Raw genomic sequence first — 14,819 nt, forward strand, 5'->3', positions numbered from 1 at the left:
CCGCCACCCCGGCCAGACGGGCGGCGCCGGCCCCGGCGCCCGCCGCCACGCCGGCGGCGACGCGCGGCGGCGGATCGACCGTGCAGCTGGGCGCCTTCGGATCCGAAGCAATCGCCAACGCCGCGTGGAAGCGGATGGCGGCGCGCTTCGCCTTCCTCGCGCCGCTGACCCCGAACGTCACCCAAGCGACGGTCAACGGCAAGGTCTATTACCGGTTGCAGGCCAGCGCGCCGGGGCAGGCGCGCGACATTTGCGGGCGGCTGAAGGTCGCCGGGGAAAGCTGCATCGTCGTCGGCAATTGAGCGGGCAATGACCCCGGCCATCTTCGGCATTGCCGGCGAGGCGCTGTCCGCCGACGAGCGCGCCTTCTTCCGCGATGCCGACCCGGCCGGCTACATCCTGTTCGGGCGCAACACCGTGGCGCGGGACCAGCTGCGCGCGCTGACCGACGACCTGCGCGCGCTGTCCGGCCGCGAGCGCCTGCCGATCCTGATCGACCAGGAAGGGGGGCGGGTGGCGCGGATGAAGCCGCCGGAATGGCCGGCCTTTCCGGCCGCCGGGCGGTTCGACGCGTTGTACGAGGTCGCGCCGATCTCCGCGATCGAGGCGGCGCGCGCCAACGCCCGTGCGCTGGGCCTGATGCTGGCGGAGGCGGGGATCAGCGTCGACTGCCTGCCGCTGCTCGACGTCCGCCAGCCCGGCGCGTCCGACGTGATCGGCGACCGGGCGTTCGGCGCCGACCCGATGCGGGTGGCGGCACTGGGCCGCGCGACGCTGGACGGGCTGGCCGACGCGGGCATTGTCGGCGTCGTCAAGCACATGCCGGGGCATGGCCGCGCGCTGGTCGACAGCCATCACCTGCTGCCGGTGGTCGACGCCGATGCCGAGGCGCTTGAGAGCGACCTGGAGCCGTTCATCCGGCTGGCCGACGCGCCGATGGCGATGACCGCGCATGTCGTCTACCGCGCCTGGGACGCCGAGCGGCCGGCGACGCTGTCGCCGCGCGTGATCGGCGAAATCATCCGCGAGCGGATCGGTTTCGACGGGCTGCTGATGTCCGACGACGTCGACATGAAGGCGCTGTCCGGATCGCCGGCGGAAAACGGCGCGACGGCGGTGGCGGCCGGATGCGACGTTGTGCTCAATTGCTGGGCGCGGATGGACGACATGATCGCGACGGCCCGGCTGCTGCCGGCGATGACGGAAGCCGCCGCCCGGCGGCTGGAGCAAGCGATGGCGGTGCCGGCGCCGTCGGTCGCGCCCGCCGATCGCCCGGCGCTGATCGCCCAGCGCGACGCCCTGCTGGCGCTGGTCTGAGCGCCGTTTCGGACCGACGCCGCCGCGCGCGTGCCACAAGGCGCGCCGAGATTCGGACGAGGCCCGCGCCCGGTGCTGGCGCGGGCGATGGAATCGGGTTAACCACGATGCCGATCGGGATGCGTTCGACGATGAATCACCAGCAGGTCGCCAGGTTCACCGGACCGCCGAGGGGCGTGAGCATGAAGGGCGAGCCTATGGAACCAGCGGGGATCAACGGCGGTCGGGTGGAAGCCCGCTGAGCGCATTGGCGATGGGTGCGATCTTGACGTGTCGGCAAGGGTTGCCGGCTATGCGGGACCGGTGCCTGGCCGGGCGGCGGGTGATGGAGTTGCGAGTGTGGCGAGCGTGATCGGGGCGTTCGGACGGGCCGTGGGCGCGGGGGGAACCCGGCGCCTGGCCGCCGCATGCTGCCTGGCCGCGATCGTCTGGGCCGGGGCGCCGGCGATGGCGCAGGACGTGCCGGTCGCGCCGGCGCAACCGTCCGACCCCAAGCCGGCGATGGCGCCGCCGGCGCCGCCGATCCTTTACGGCCCGGTAGTTCCGGGCGAGGAGGGCGTGGCGGCGACGCCGCTGGCGCGGCCGCCGGCGATCAGCCCGGAGCTGGCCGCCGCTGCCGATGTCGCCGTCGACACCTATCCGTCGATCGCCGCCGCCAAGGCGCAGATCCGCGCCGCGCGCAGCGACATACGTGGCGCCAAGTGGCTGCAGTTCCCCAGCGTTTCGGTCGAGGTGCTCGGCTTCACCGGCGGGCGGCGGGCGATCACCGGCGACCGCGACATCACGTCCAACCTGGTCGTCGACCAGCCGATCTGGGCCGGAGGGCGGATTTCCGGCGGGATCCGCAAGGCGGAGGCGGAAAAGCTGGTTGCCGACGCGCGGCTGCTGGAGACGGTGCAGGACATCGAGCTGCGCGTGATCGACGCCTATTTCGCGATCGCCGGCGCGGCGCGCGAGGCGGCGATCCTGTCCGACAGCCTGGACGAGCATAACCGGCTGGTCGAATCGATCGCGCGGCGGGTGCAACAGGAGGTCAGCCCCAGCGCCGATCTGGACCTGGCCCGGTCACGCACCGCCCAGCTTGAGCAGGAACTGGCGACGGCGGAGGCGCGGCGGCAGGCGGCGCTGACCCAGTTCCGCGCGCTGGTCAGCGACCCGGGGTTCAACCTGGGCAACGTGCCCGCATATGACCCGATCGCCCATCACCCGGACCCGGCGCAGGCGGCGGAGCAGGCGCTGACCTGCAGCCCGACGCGGCAGCGCAGGCTGGCCGAGGCGCAGGTGGCCAAGGCCGACATAGACGTGGCGCGCGGCCAGTTGATGCCGCAGCTTAGCGCCGAATATTCGCGCAACGAGATTACCGGCGACCGCGTCGGCCTGGTGCTGCGCGCGCAGACCAGCGGCGGCTTTTCCGGCGTGTCCGCGCTGGACAGCGCGCGCCTCCGCCGGGATTCGGCGGACCTGGAGGTCGGCGCCGCCGAGCGGGCGCTGCGCGACGCGATCGGCGTCGACCTGGTCGAGAACGCATCGACGCGGGGGCGGATCGCCAGCGCCGGCACGGCGGCGCGCAATGCCCGGATCGTCACCGAATCGTACAAGCGCCAGTTCAACGCCGGGCGCCGTACCTGGCTCGACGTGATGAACGCGGTGCGCGAGGCGTCGTCGCTGGAGCTGGCCGAGGCGGCGGCGGAAGTCTCGGCGATGCAGACGGCGGCGCGGATATTGCTGCGCACCTGCCGCTGGCAGCCGGACGGCAGCGGCGGGCAATGAGCGGGCTGATCCACCTGATCCCGATGCTGGCACGGCAGCGCGGCATCGACCTGGACCCCGACTGGCACGGCGGGCTGGCCGACGAGGAGGGCGGGCTGGACGGCCGCGACGGGCTGCGCCGGCTGGCGACCCATGCGCGCTGGCCGGCGCCGCGCGCGCTGACCGGCCGGCCGAAGGCGGAGGCGTTTCCGCTGCTCGTCTACACCACCGCGCTCGGCTGGGCGATTGCCGAGCAGTGGGAGAATGAGGGCGAGATCCGCATCGCCACCGAGCGCGGCAGCGCGACGATGGGCTGGGACGACGACGCGACCTTCTTCGCCGTAGAGCTGCCCGATCCGGTGCGGCGCGGGGCGACGCCGAAGGCGATCGACATCTTCTGGCGCGCGATCCTGAGCCGCAGGGGGGTGCTGGGCAGCGCGGCGCTCGCCACCGTCGTCGCCAACATCATCGCGCTCGCCACCTCGCTCTATTCGATGCAGGTCTATGACCGGGTGATCCCGCGCGGCAATTTCGCGACGCTGTGGGTGCTGACCGTCGGCGTCGTCATCGCGCTGGCGATCGATTTCGCGCTGCGTTCCGTTCGGGCGCTGATGATCGAACGCGAGGCGGCGCTGATCGACACCGAGGTGTCCGAATTCTTCTTCGCCCGGTCGCAGGCGGTGCGGCTCGACGCGCGGCCGCCCGGCGTCGGCACGATGGCGAGCCAGCTGCGCGGGCTGGAGCAGGTGCGCGCGCTGATGTCGTCCGGCTCGCTGTTCCTGGTCGCCGACCTGCCGTTCGCGCTGCTGTTCCTGCTGGTCATCGCCGCGATCGGCGGAGTGATCGTCGTCGTGCCGCTGGTCACCTTCCCGATCGCGCTGCTGCTCGGCTGGCTGTTCGCCTGGGCGATCAAGAACGATACCGACAAGGCGCAGGTCAGCGGCAACCGCAAGAACGGCCTGCTCGTCGAATCGCTCGATTCCGCCGAGACGGTGAAGGCCAATCGCGGCCAGTGGCAGATGCTGGGGCGGTGGAACCGGCTGATGGACGAGGTCCATCATTACGAGGACCCGGTGAAGCGCTGGTCGTCGATGGCGGGCACGATCTTCAGCACGATGCAGCAGGGCGCCTATGTCGCGATCATCGCGTTCGGCGCGGTCGAGGTGGCGGCCGGCAACCTGACGATGGGCGGGCTGATCGCCTGCGCGATCATCGCCGGGCGGGTGAACGGGCCGCTGGTGACGATGCTGCCGGGCTTCATCGTGCAATGGGGCTACGCGCGGTCGTCGCTGCAGGCACTGGACGGGGTGCTTGCCCTGCCGATGGACGATGCGGCGGGGACGATCAGCCTGCGGCCGGAGCGGCTGAGCGGGCCGCTTCGGCTGGAGGGAGTGAAGTTCGCCTATCCCGGTACGCGCGACACGATCGACGTGCCGCGGCTGGAAATCCGCGATGGCGAGAAGCTGGCGATCATCGGCGGTGTCGGGTCCGGCAAGTCGACGCTGCTGCGGCTGATCGCCGGCCTCTATGCGCCGCAGGACGGGCGGGTGCTGATCGGCGGGCTGGACATGGGCCAGATCGCCACCGACGTCGTGCGCCGCCACATCGGCTATCTGCCGCAGGACTTCCGGCTGGTGAACGGCACGCTGCGCGACAACCTGCTGCTCGGCCTGTCCAACCCGGGCGACGACCGGGTGATGGAGGTGGCGCGGCAGAGCGGTTTCGCCCGCATGGTCGCCGCCCATCCACGCGGGCTGGACCTGCCGATATCGGAGGGGGGCAGGGGGCTTTCCGGCGGGCAGCGGGCGCTGACCGGGCTGACCCGGCTGCTGCTCGCCCAGCCACCGATGATGCTGCTCGACGAGCCGAGCGCCAATCTGGACCAGGCGACCGAAAGCGCGGTGTTCGAAGCGATCAAGGATCAGCTCGGCCAGCGCGGCACGATGGTGCTGGTCACCCACAAGCTGCAACTGCTGGCGCTGGTCGACCGGGTGGTGGTGATGGCCGGCGGCCGGATCGTCCTCGACGGGACGACCAGCGACGTGATCGCCCGGCTGGCGCCGCTGGCGCCGGCGCAGGTCGAGGGCGACGCCGCGCCATCGCTGACGGAGCAGGCCTGAGCCATGGATTACGCGCAGAGCCGCCGGGCCTCCACCTGGATCATCGTCCTCGCCGCGCTGGCGGTCGGCGGGTTCATCCTGTGGTCGCTGTGGGCGGAACTCGACCAGATCGCCCGCGCCCGTGGCACCGTGATCCCGACCGGCCGGGTGCAGGTGATCCAGAGCGCCGACGGCGGCGTCATCACCCGCATCCGGGTGCGCGAAGGCGACGCGGTGCGCAAGGGGCAACTGCTCGTTTCGCTCGACAAGGTGAAGCTGGGCGCGTCGGTCGACGAGGCGCGGGCGCGGGTGGCGGCACTGAAAAGCGCGATGGCGCGCATCCAGGCGGAGCTGTTCGGCCGGCCGCTGGCCTTTCCGGACGACGTGCAGGCCTATCCCGAATTCGTCGCCAACCAGCGCCAGCTCTACGCCCAGCGGCGGGCGTCGCTGGGCGCCGATATCGCCGCGCTGCAATCGCAGGGGCGGCTGATCCGCGAGGAACTGAACCTCAACATGCCGCTGGTCAGGAGCGGCGACGTCGCCCGGTCCGAGATCATCCGCATGCAGCGCAACGCCGCCGATGTCGACGGGCAGGTCGCCAGCCGCCGCGCCCGCTATCTGCAGGACCTGCAGGCCGAATATGCCAAGACGCAGGAGGACCTGGTCACCGCCGAGCAGTTGCTGACCCAGCGCGCCGACGCGCTGGGCAACGCCGACCTGCTGTCGCCGGCCGACGGCGTGGTCAAGAACGTGCGGGTGACGACGGTGGGTGGAGTGCTGCGCCCCGGCGACGAGATGCTGACGATCGTGCCGACCGGCGACGCGCTGATCGTCGAGGCGAAGGTGGCGCCGGCCGATATCGCCTTCGTCCGCGTCGGCCAGACGGCGTCGGTCAAGTTCGACGCCTATGACAACTCGGTCTACGGCGTCGGCACGGGGCGGGTGACCTTTATTTCGCCCGACACGCTGGTCGAGGAGCGGCCGGGCGCGCCCGCCGATACATATTACCGCGTCCATCTGGCCGTCGACACGGCGGCGATGCGGGCGCGGCGCGCCGGTGAGACGATCGCGATCCAGCCGGGCATGACCGCCACCGTCGAGATAAAGACCGGTGAGAGCACGGTTTTCCGCTACCTGACCAAGCCGATCACCAAGACGACGGCGGAGGCGCTGGGCGAGCGCTGACACTGATGCAGCCGGGCGGAGCGACTCCGGTGCCGCCGGGCGGACCGGGCGGCTGGCGCGTCAATCATTCGTTCACGATTTTCGGTGCATGGATGAAGTACCGCATTTTCCATGTGTCGCATCGGGGATACAGTTCGTCCCTAAACAGCGGCGCGGATACTATGCCGGTGGCAGAGTGGGCTCTTAAGGGGGTTGAATCGACGAGGATTCAATGCCACAGGCGGCCCGAAGTATTTTTGGATCGGGCCAAAAAGGGAGTTGTGTGATGATCAAGAAGACTGTGATGGCCACCGCGGCCATTCTGTCGATGGCGGTGATGCCGGCGTCGGCGATCGCCCAGTCGGCCTCGGCCGCTCGTCTTTCGGTTTCCAACGCGCGCGTCGCGGCGGCCACTGAGAACAAGAGCGAGCTGGCTGGCGGCGGCATCCTGATCGCTGCCATCGCGGCCGCCGCCGTGATCGCCGCGATCGTCATCGCCGCGGACAACAAGGATGACAAGCCCGCGAGCGCCTGAGCGCCCGGCTTCTCGTTTCAAACGAGATCAGGGAGTCGCCCATGCGGGGCGGCTCCCTTTTCTTTTGGGCGGTGGTCTTAGGCGGAGCGGTCGGCGGGCGTGAATGGCCGAGGGCGATCTCGATCACGATAACATAGCCTTGACCATCATCGACCGCCCTCTGTCCTCCATAACCACATTCTCGGTACCGAGTTGGCTCGCACACCACGGAACCTATGTGCAGAGAGCCAGTCCGCTCTTGAAAAATATTCCAGAGATGAATGAGGCGATCGTCCTGCCATAGCTTCGCGATCTTAGTCGTTGAGCATACGGGAAACCTCAGTGCGCTTTCAAAGCGACCGCGAGCTCCATACGTACGTGGCACCTGCCGACGCTTAATTCCAACAATGCGAGTCCGAGTAGCTGGTTTCTCATCCTGCATCCACAAGATGCGACGTATGTCCGTATTTGCGCAAACTGAAACCGTCGTTGGACATAAAAACCATTCCCAGCCAACCCGCCTTCGCACTATCAGTCTCGCATGGCGTTCGGCATTTTCATCCACCGGTCTGACTCGATTTACGACGATACGCCAGCCGAGCGTTATCAGTTTCCAAAGCAGTATCTTGAGCGAGCGCGGACGTGTGTCGGCGACTGGATTGTCTATTACGAACCGCGGAAGATTGCGGCCACTAAAGGCTATTACGCGATGGCTAAGGTGGAGCGCGTTATTACCGATCCATCAACTCCGCACATGTACCTCGCGCTGATTGAGCCTGGCAGTTACCTTGATTTCGTAACACCGGTCCCATTTTCTGATGTGAATGGGCCGATCGAGCGAGGTGTGCTCAACGAGGCTGGGCGTATTTCTGGGCGGGCCCAGGCGGCCGTTCGAGGTTTATCACCGAGTGACTTCGCCCGGATTGTTGCAGCCGGTTTGGCGGACGAAAATCCGCTTCTGCCACGAACGGACTTCGCGGTCGTCGAACCAGTTCTTCGTGAAGAGCAAGCTCCCTTTGTTTTCGATGAAGCGCGGGAGCGGGTTTCCGCGATTGTGTCGCGCGTTGTGCGCGATCGCGTGTTCCGACGGGTTATTTTGCGGGCCTATGATGAGCGCTGTGCGGTTACCGGGTTGAAGCTCATCAATGGTGGCGGGAGGGCTGAAGTAGAGGCGGCTCACATCCGTCCCGTCGAAGCTAACGGACCCGACATCGTGAGCAACGGCTTAGCACTTTCTGGAACTGCGCATTGGATGTTCGATCGCGGTTTGATTGGGTTGGAGGACGACATGCGAATCATTATTTCGCGGCAGGCCAATGACCCCGGCAGCATCCGATCGGTCATCAATGCCAGCGGCCGGATATTGATGCCGCAGAGAGAGGCGGATCGGCCGCATCCGCAGTTCGTTCGGTGGCATCGTGAGCATTGCTTCAAACATTGAGTTGGCCGTTTTTTGGCGGGAGTTATTATTAACCATTCGGTTTCGTAAGCGGCGGTTATTTTACCGGTAACCCCCTATGCCTGTCGGGCAAGCGTTCCGCGTGTCGGATGTGCGTGTTTCCGAGGACAGATTCAGCGATGGGCCGCCGGGCTGCGGTGTTGTCGGTGGCCGGCGTCGCGGTCTGTTCGTCGAGGGCGGCGGCGGCTTCGTCGAGGGCGCGGGCTTCGCCTACGGTGACGCCGCCGGGGCCGGGGGCGTTGTCCTGCTGTCCGCAGGCAGCGAGGCAGAGCGGCGCGAGGATGGCGAGCAGCGGCGGATGGCGGATCATCGCCGGTCTCCGGCAAAGGAAAGGGCCGCGACCCGGGTGGATCGCGGCCCTTATGAAATAAGGCGCTTGGCGCTTACTTCTTCAGCGCCTCACCGGCGTTGACCAGCGCGTTGCCGGCCGCATCGGCGGTCGCGTCGGCGGCGGCGCCGGCGTTGTCAGCCGCGTTGTCGATCGCCGAGAGGGCGTTGTCGGTCGCATTGTCGATGCTGCCCAGCGCGGCGTCGGTGGTGTTGGCGACATCGCTCGCGATGGCGTTGGCGGCTTCGGCGCTTTCGTTCTGCGCGCTGTTGGTGCAGGCGGCGAGGCCGAAGGTGGCGGCAGCGATCAGCGACGCGATAGCAATCTTCTTCATGGGCGAGTTCCCTCCCTGTTCAAAATCCTGCCCCTCGGAAGGCTCCCCGAGATAGCCTCATTTCTCTAGCGTCGTGGTTGTGCATTCGCAATCCCCCAGTTTCATTGCTTCCGCAGCCGAATTTCAGCTTCGTTGACGACATATAAAGAATTCTTTATATGATGGCCGCGATGGTTCCGCTGCTCGACATATTCCGCGCGATCGCCGATCCGACCCGCCTGCGCATCTTCGCGCTGCTGCGGGCGATGGACCTGTCTGTCGGCGAGCTGGCGCAAGTGCTGGGCCAGAGCCAGCCGCGCGTGTCGCGCCACGTCCGCATCCTGGCGGATGCCGGGCTGATCGTGCGGCGCAAGGAGGGTAGCTGGGTGTTCCTGAGCCTGGCGGAAGGGGCGGCGATGGCGCCGCTCGCCGCGCTGCTCGACAGCGACGCCGAGCGCGCGGGCGATGGGGCGGCGGCACAGGACGCCGAGCGGCTGGCCGCGGTCAAGGCCGATCGGGCGGCGGCGGCGGAGCGGTATTTCGCCGCCCATGCCGACGACTGGGACGCGATCCGGTCGCTGCATGTCGCCGAAAGCGCGGTCGAGGCGGCGATGGTCGCGCTGATCGGCCAGCGGCCGATCGGCCGGCTGGTCGACGTCGGCACCGGCACCGGGCGGATGCTGGAGCTGTTCGCCGGGCGGGCGAGTCGCGCGCTGGGCGTCGACCGCAGCCCGGAGATGCTGCGCCTGGCGCGTGCCAAGCTGAGCGAGCGGGCGATCGCCGGCGCCGAACTGCGCCAGGGCGACATGTATGCGCTGCCGCTGGACGACGGCAGCGCCGACACTGTCATTCTGCATCAGGTGCTGCATTACGCCCACCAGCCGGGCGTCGCGATCGCCGAGGCGGCGCGGCTGCTGGCGGCCGGCGGACGGGTGCTGATCGTCGATTTCGCCAGCCATGACCGCGAGGAGCTGCGCGCCCGCGACGCGCATGTCCGGCTGGGCTTCGACGACGCGCAGGTCGGCGGCTGGTTCACCGCCGCCGGGCTGGCGCCGGTACGAACGGAAACGCTGGAGGGTGGCGAGTTGACGGTGAAATTGTGGCTGGGCGAGCGCCCCGGCCGGTTGGAGGAGAAGGCGGCGTGACCCTGTCGATCGAGCAGCTTGCCGAGGCGCGGCGCGCGCTGGACGGCCCGCTCTTCGCCGATCTTTCCGGCGACGCGCAGGTGTCGTTCGAATTCTTCCCACCCAAGAGCGAGAAGATGGAGCAGCAACTGTGGGAGGCGATCGAGACGCTGGCGCCGCTGGCGCCGCGCTTCGTGTCCGTCACCTATGGCGCCGGCGGGTCGACGCGCGAGCGGACCCACGCGACGGTGGCGCGGATCGCCCGCGAGACCGGGCTGGCCGCCGCCGCGCACCTGACCTGCGTAGAGGCGTCGAAGGCGGAGATCGCCGAGGTGGCCGAGGCTTACTGGGCGGCGGGGGTGCGCCATATCGTCGCGCTGCGCGGCGACCCGCCGGTGATGGGCAGCCGTTTCGCCCCGCACCCGGAAGGCTATGAGAGTGCGGCGGCGCTGGTCGAGGGGCTGCGGCGGCTGCATCCGTTCGAGATTTCGGTTGCGGCCTATCCCGAATGCCACCCGGAGGCGACCAGCCTCGCGAGCGACATCGACAATCTGAAGCGCAAGCTGGATGCCGGCGCCGTTCGCGCGATCAGCCAGTTCTTCTTTTCCGCCGACGCCTTCTTCCGCTTCCGCGACGCGGCGGCGGCGGCGGGGATCGACACGGAGATCGTGCCCGGTATCCTGCCAGTGTCGAACGTCGCCCAGACCCGCAAATTCGCGGCGATGTGCGGCGCCAGCATCCCGCCGTGGATGGACCGGCTGTTCGAGGGGCTGGACGACCGCCCGGCGGCGCGCCAGCTTGTCGCGGCGACGCTGGCGGCGGAACTGGCCCGGCGGCTCTATGCCGGCGGGGTCAGGCATTTCCATTTCTATACGCTGAACCGCGCCGAGCTCGGCTACGCGATCTGCCACCTGCTTGGGCTGCGGCCGAAGCCGGCGGCGCGGGTCAAGGCGGCGTGAGGCCGCGGTACAGCCAGTCACCGGAGAGAAGAGCATGACCGAGACATCCGCCGCAGCCGCCCGGCTGCGCGCCGAAGCCGCCAAGCGCGTGCTGGTCACCGACGGCGCGTTCGGGACGATGATCCAGGGCTATCGCCTGACCGAGGCCGATTATCGCGGCGGCATCGACCTGAGCCGTGACCAGAAGGGCAACAACGACCTGCTGGCGATCAGCCGGCCGCATGTGATTGCCGAGATCACCGAAGCCTATCTGGCGGCGGGTTCCGACATCGTGTCGACCAACACGTTCAACGCCAACACGATCAGCCAGGCCGATTACGGCGCTGAACACCTCGTCCGCGACATCAACCTGGCCGCCGCGCAGATCGCCTGCAACGCGGCGCGCAACGCCGAGGCGGCGGACGGGCGGCCGCGCTTCGTCGCCGGGGCGATCGGCCCGACCAACAAGACGCTGTCGCTGTCGCCCGATGTCAACGACCCCGGCTATCGCGCGATCAGCTTCGACGAACTGCGCGACGTCTATCGCGAGCAGATGGACGCGTTGCTCGACGGCGGTGTCGACTTCATCCTGATCGAGACGATCTTCGACACGCTCAATTGCAAGGCGGGGATCGTCGCGGCGATCGAGGCCGGGCAGGCGCGCGGCGTCGAAGTGCCGCTGATGATCAGCTTCACCGTCACCGACATGTCCGGGCGCAATCTGTCCGGCCATACCGTCGACAGTTTCTGGGCGAGCATCCGCCACGCCAAACCGCTGACCGTCGGGCTGAACTGCTCGTTCGGGGCGCCGCAATTGCGGCCGCATGTCGTCTCGCTGGCGGCGATCGCCGACACGCTGATCATGGTCTACCCCAATGCCGGTCTGCCCAACGAGCTGGGCCAGTATGACGAGGCGCCGGAGACGACGGGCGGCTTCATCGGCCAGTGGGCGGACCAGGGGTTGGTCAACGTCGTCGGCGGCTGCTGCGGCACGACGCCCGAGCACATTCGCGAGATCGCCAAGGCGGTGACCGGCAAGCCGCCGCGCGCGGTGCCGAAGCCGCCGGTCCGTACTCTGCTGTCCGGGCTGGACCCGATGACCATCGCCGCTTGACCTTTTCTATCCCCGCATTGCCCGCAAGAAAGCCAAAATGACCCAGTCGACCGCCTCCTTCGTCAATATCGGTGAACGCACCAACGTGACCGGCTCCGCCGCGTTCAAGCGGCTGATCATGGCCGGTGATTACGTGAAGGCGGTGGAGGTCGCGCGCCAGCAGGTGGAAAACGGCGCCCAGATCATCGACGTCAACATGGACGAAGGGCTGCTCGATTCCGAGCTGGCGATGACCACGTTCCTGAAACTGATCGCTGCCGAGCCGGATATCGCCCGGGTGCCGGTGATGATCGACAGTTCGAAATGGAGCGTGATCGAGGCCGGGCTGAAATGCGTGTCGGGCAAGCCGATCGTCAACTCGATCAGCATGAAGGAGGGCGAGGAAGCCTTTCTGGAGCAGGCGCGCAAGGTAAGGGCCTATGGCGCCGCCGTCGTCGTCATGGCGTTCGACACCATCGGCCAGGCGGACACCAAGGCGCGCAAGGTCGAGATCTGCGGCCGCGCCTACGACCTGCTGACCGGCATCGGCTTTCCGCCGGAAGACATTATCTTCGACCCCAACATCTTCGCGATCGCGACCGGGATCGACGAGCACCGCCGCTATGCGATCGACTTCATCGAGGCGGTGAGCGAGATCAAGGCGCGCTGCCCGCACTGCCACATCTCCGGCGGCGTATCGAACCTGTCCTTCTCGTTCCGTGGCAACGAGCCGGTGCGCAGGGCGATGCACAGCGTGTTCCTGTACCACGCGATCAGCGCCGGCATGGACATGGGCATCGTCAACGCCGGGCAGCTTGACGTCTACGACACGATCGACGCCGAGCTGCGCGAGGCGTGCGAGGACGTGATCTGGGACAAGCGCGAGGACGCGACGGAGCGGATGATCGCGCTTGCCGAGCGCTATCGCGGCACCGACGCGGCGGCCGAGAAGCAGGCCGAGGAATGGCGCGGCTGGGAGGTCGCCAAGCGGCTGGAATATGCGCTGGTCAAGGGGCTGGACCAGCATGTCGTCGCCGACACCGAGGAGGCACGGCAGAACTACGCGCGGCCGATCGAGGTGATCGAGGGGCCGCTGATGGACGGGATGAACGTCGTCGGCGACCTGTTCGGATCCGGCAAGATGTTCCTGCCGCAGGTCGTCAAGTCGGCGCGAGTGATGAAGAAGGCGGTCGCCCACCTGCTGCCGTTCATCGAGGCGGAGAAGGACGAGAACCAGCGCGCGAAGGGCCGGATCGTGATGGCGACGGTCAAGGGCGACGTCCACGATATCGGCAAGAATATCGTCGGCGTCGTGTTGCAGTGCAACGGCTTCGAGGTGATCGACCTGGGCGTGATGGTGCCGTGGAACGAGATCCTGAAGACCGCCAACGAGAATGACGCCGACATGATCGGGCTGAGCGGCCTGATCACCCCGTCGCTGGACGAGATGGTGACCGTCGCCGAGGAGATGAAGCAGGCCGGCTTCACCATGCCGCTGCTGATCGGCGGGGCGACGACGTCGCGCGTCCACACCGCGCTGCGCATCGCCCCCGCCTATGACGGGCCGGTGATCCACGTCCTCGACGCCAGTCGCGCGGTCGGCGTCGCGTCGACGCTGGTCAGCGACACCAACAAGACGAAGTTCGTCACCGACACCGCCGCCGAATATGAGGCGATCCGGGTGTCGCGCGAGAACAAGGGGCAGAACGCGCTGATGGCGCTGGAGGACGCGCGCGCCAACCGCTTCGTCGCCGACTTCGCACTGAAGCCGCCGGCGCCGAAGCGGCCGGGCACCCATGTCTTCGACGACTGGGACCTGAACGACCTGCGCGACTATATCGACTGGACGCCGTTCTTTCGTGCCTGGGAACTGGCGGGCACCTATCCGGCCATCCTCGACGACGAGATCGTCGGGGAGAGCGCGCGCAACCTGTTTGCCGACGCGCAGGCGATGCTCGACACGGTCATCGCCGAGAAATGGCTGACCGCACGCGGCATCGCGGCGCTGTGGCCCTGCCGGGCCGAGGGCGACGACGTGCTGATCCGCACCGGGCCGGGCGGCGAGGGGCCGGAGGTACGCGTGCCGTTCCTGCGCCAGCAGATCGCCAAGCGGGAAGGCCGGGCGTCGATGTGCCTGGCGGACTTCATCGATCCCGAAGGCGACTGGATCGGCGGCTTCGCGGTCGCCGCCGGCCATGGCATCGAGCCGCATCTGGCGCGGTTCAAGGCGGAGAACGACGATTATTCGGCGATCCTGCTGAAGGCGCTGGCCGACCGCTTCGCCGAGGCGTTCGCCGAGCGGCTGCACGCTCATGTCCGCACCGAGTTGTGGGGCTATGCGGCGGGCGAGCAGCTCACCAACGAGGCGCTGATCCGCGAGCAATATCGCGGCATCCGCCCGGCGCCCGGCTACCCCGCCTGCCCGGACCACAGCCAGAAGGCGCTGCTGTTCCCGATGCTGGGCGGCACCGAGCGCGGCGGCCCGGCCGGGATCACCGTGACCGACCATTTTGCGATGGTGCCGACCGCCGCCGTTTCCGGCTTCTATTTCGGGCATGAGCAATGCGCCTATTTCGGCGTCGCCCGGATCGGCCAGGACCAGCTGGAGGATTACGCCCCCCGGCGCGGCGTCAGCCTGGAGCAGGCGGAGAAGTGGCTGCGGCCGAACCTGCGCTGAGCGGGCGGGGGCGCATTAACCCCGATTGTCCGGGGCGTTAGCCA

The 14,819-nt window shown here is 68.2% G+C and carries 13 protein-coding genes; 11 read left to right on the forward strand and 2 right to left on the reverse strand.

All coding sequences use genetic code 11. The annotated features are described in order from the left end of the window. The 7 genes from E4A53_RS08180 to E4A53_RS08210 all read left to right on the forward strand — a co-directional run. A partial coding sequence (locus E4A53_RS08180; protein ID WP_136162614.1) for an SPOR domain-containing protein occupies nucleotides 1–302 on the forward strand: 302 nt, incomplete at its 5' end. Between the two features lie 7 nt (nucleotides 303–309). Continuing rightward, nucleotides 310–1,317, forward strand: coding sequence for a beta-N-acetylhexosaminidase (gene nagZ, locus E4A53_RS08185; protein ID WP_136162615.1), 1,008 nt, complete (start codon nucleotides 310–312; stop codon nucleotides 1,315–1,317). A gap of 372 nt (nucleotides 1,318–1,689) precedes the next feature. Beyond that, entirely contained in the window at nucleotides 1,690–3,087 is a 1,398-nt protein-coding gene (locus E4A53_RS08190; RefSeq protein WP_136162616.1) for a TolC family protein, read from the forward strand. Next, nucleotides 3,084–5,186 (forward strand): ATP-binding cassette domain-containing protein, encoded by a 2,103-nt coding sequence (locus tag E4A53_RS08195; protein WP_136162617.1) that lies wholly within the window; start codon nucleotides 3,084–3,086, stop codon nucleotides 5,184–5,186. Before E4A53_RS08190 ends, E4A53_RS08195 begins: the two co-directional genes overlap by 4 nt. A 3-nt stretch (nucleotides 5,187–5,189) precedes the next feature. Continuing rightward, nucleotides 5,190–6,350, forward strand: coding sequence for an HlyD family type I secretion periplasmic adaptor subunit (locus E4A53_RS08200; RefSeq protein WP_136162618.1), 1,161 nt, complete (start codon nucleotides 5,190–5,192; stop codon nucleotides 6,348–6,350). Nucleotides 6,351–6,615: 265 nt separating this feature from the next. Continuing rightward, nucleotides 6,616–6,864 (forward strand): hypothetical protein, encoded by a 249-nt coding sequence (locus E4A53_RS08205; RefSeq protein ID WP_136162619.1) that lies wholly within the window; start codon nucleotides 6,616–6,618, stop codon nucleotides 6,862–6,864. A 520-nt stretch (nucleotides 6,865–7,384) separates the two neighbouring features. After that, nucleotides 7,385–8,284, forward strand: coding sequence for an HNH endonuclease (locus tag E4A53_RS08210; RefSeq protein WP_136162620.1), 900 nt, complete (start codon nucleotides 7,385–7,387; stop codon nucleotides 8,282–8,284). Nucleotides 8,285–8,339: 55 nt separating this feature from the next. On the opposite strand, the gene E4A53_RS08215 is transcribed toward E4A53_RS08210, so the two are convergent. Beyond that, entirely contained in the window at nucleotides 8,340–8,612 is a 273-nt protein-coding gene (locus E4A53_RS08215) for a hypothetical protein (RefSeq protein WP_136162621.1), read from the reverse strand. 73 nt (nucleotides 8,613–8,685) lie between these two features. Continuing rightward, complete coding sequence (locus E4A53_RS08220; protein ID WP_136162622.1) at nucleotides 8,686–8,964, reverse strand: hypothetical protein; 279 nt, start codon at nucleotides 8,962–8,964, stop codon at nucleotides 8,686–8,688. Nucleotides 8,965–9,134: 170 nt separating this feature from the next. Between E4A53_RS08220 and E4A53_RS08225 the strand changes: the two genes are divergently transcribed. From E4A53_RS08225 to metH, 4 genes are read left to right on the forward strand one after another with little or no spacing between them, the layout of a single operon-like run. Continuing rightward, nucleotides 9,135–10,088 (forward strand): ArsR/SmtB family transcription factor, encoded by a 954-nt coding sequence (locus E4A53_RS08225; RefSeq protein WP_136162738.1) that lies wholly within the window; start codon nucleotides 9,135–9,137, stop codon nucleotides 10,086–10,088. Next, nucleotides 10,085–11,026: a methylenetetrahydrofolate reductase [NAD(P)H] gene (gene metF, locus E4A53_RS08230; protein ID WP_136162623.1), complete on the forward strand. Its 942-nt coding sequence runs from the start codon at nucleotides 10,085–10,087 to the stop codon at nucleotides 11,024–11,026. The genes E4A53_RS08225 and metF overlap by 4 nt, the downstream gene beginning before the upstream one ends. 34 nt (nucleotides 11,027–11,060) lie before the next feature. Beyond that, nucleotides 11,061–12,119 (forward strand): homocysteine S-methyltransferase family protein, encoded by a 1,059-nt coding sequence (locus tag E4A53_RS08235; RefSeq protein ID WP_136162624.1) that lies wholly within the window; start codon nucleotides 11,061–11,063, stop codon nucleotides 12,117–12,119. A gap of 37 nt (nucleotides 12,120–12,156) precedes the next feature. Next, nucleotides 12,157–14,775, forward strand: a complete 2,619-nt coding sequence (gene metH, locus E4A53_RS08240) for a methionine synthase (RefSeq protein ID WP_136162625.1) — start codon at nucleotides 12,157–12,159, stop codon at nucleotides 14,773–14,775. Nucleotides 14,776–14,819: the final 44 nt, after the last annotated feature.

Origin of the sequence: Sphingomonas flavalba, from assembly GCF_004796535.1 — a bacterium.
Taxonomy (GTDB): Bacteria; Pseudomonadota; Alphaproteobacteria; order Sphingomonadales; family Sphingomonadaceae; genus Sphingomonas_L; species Sphingomonas_L flavalba.

Bases quoted from the DNA above. Each gene is read 5' to 3' on its own strand.
- nagZ (WP_136162615.1), top strand. From the start codon at position 310: ATGACCCCGGCCATCTTCGGCATTGCCGGCGAGGCGCTGTCCGCCGAC.
- E4A53_RS08195 (WP_136162617.1), top strand. From the start codon at position 3,084: ATGAGCGGGCTGATCCACCTGATCCCGATGCTGGCACGGCAGCGCGGC.
- E4A53_RS08200 (WP_136162618.1), top strand. From the start codon at position 5,190: ATGGATTACGCGCAGAGCCGCCGGGCCTCCACCTGGATCATCGTCCTC.
- E4A53_RS08205 (WP_136162619.1), top strand. From the start codon at position 6,616: ATGATCAAGAAGACTGTGATGGCCACCGCGGCCATTCTGTCGATGGCG.
- E4A53_RS08210 (WP_136162620.1), top strand. From the start codon at position 7,385: ATGGCGTTCGGCATTTTCATCCACCGGTCTGACTCGATTTACGACGAT.
- E4A53_RS08215 (WP_136162621.1), bottom strand. From the start codon at position 8,612: ATGATCCGCCATCCGCCGCTGCTCGCCATCCTCGCGCCGCTCTGCCTC.
- E4A53_RS08220 (WP_136162622.1), bottom strand. From the start codon at position 8,964: ATGAAGAAGATTGCTATCGCGTCGCTGATCGCTGCCGCCACCTTCGGC.
- E4A53_RS08225 (WP_136162738.1), top strand. From the start codon at position 9,135: ATGGTTCCGCTGCTCGACATATTCCGCGCGATCGCCGATCCGACCCGC.
- E4A53_RS08235 (WP_136162624.1), top strand. From the start codon at position 11,061: ATGACCGAGACATCCGCCGCAGCCGCCCGGCTGCGCGCCGAAGCCGCC.
- metH (WP_136162625.1), top strand. From the start codon at position 12,157: ATGACCCAGTCGACCGCCTCCTTCGTCAATATCGGTGAACGCACCAAC.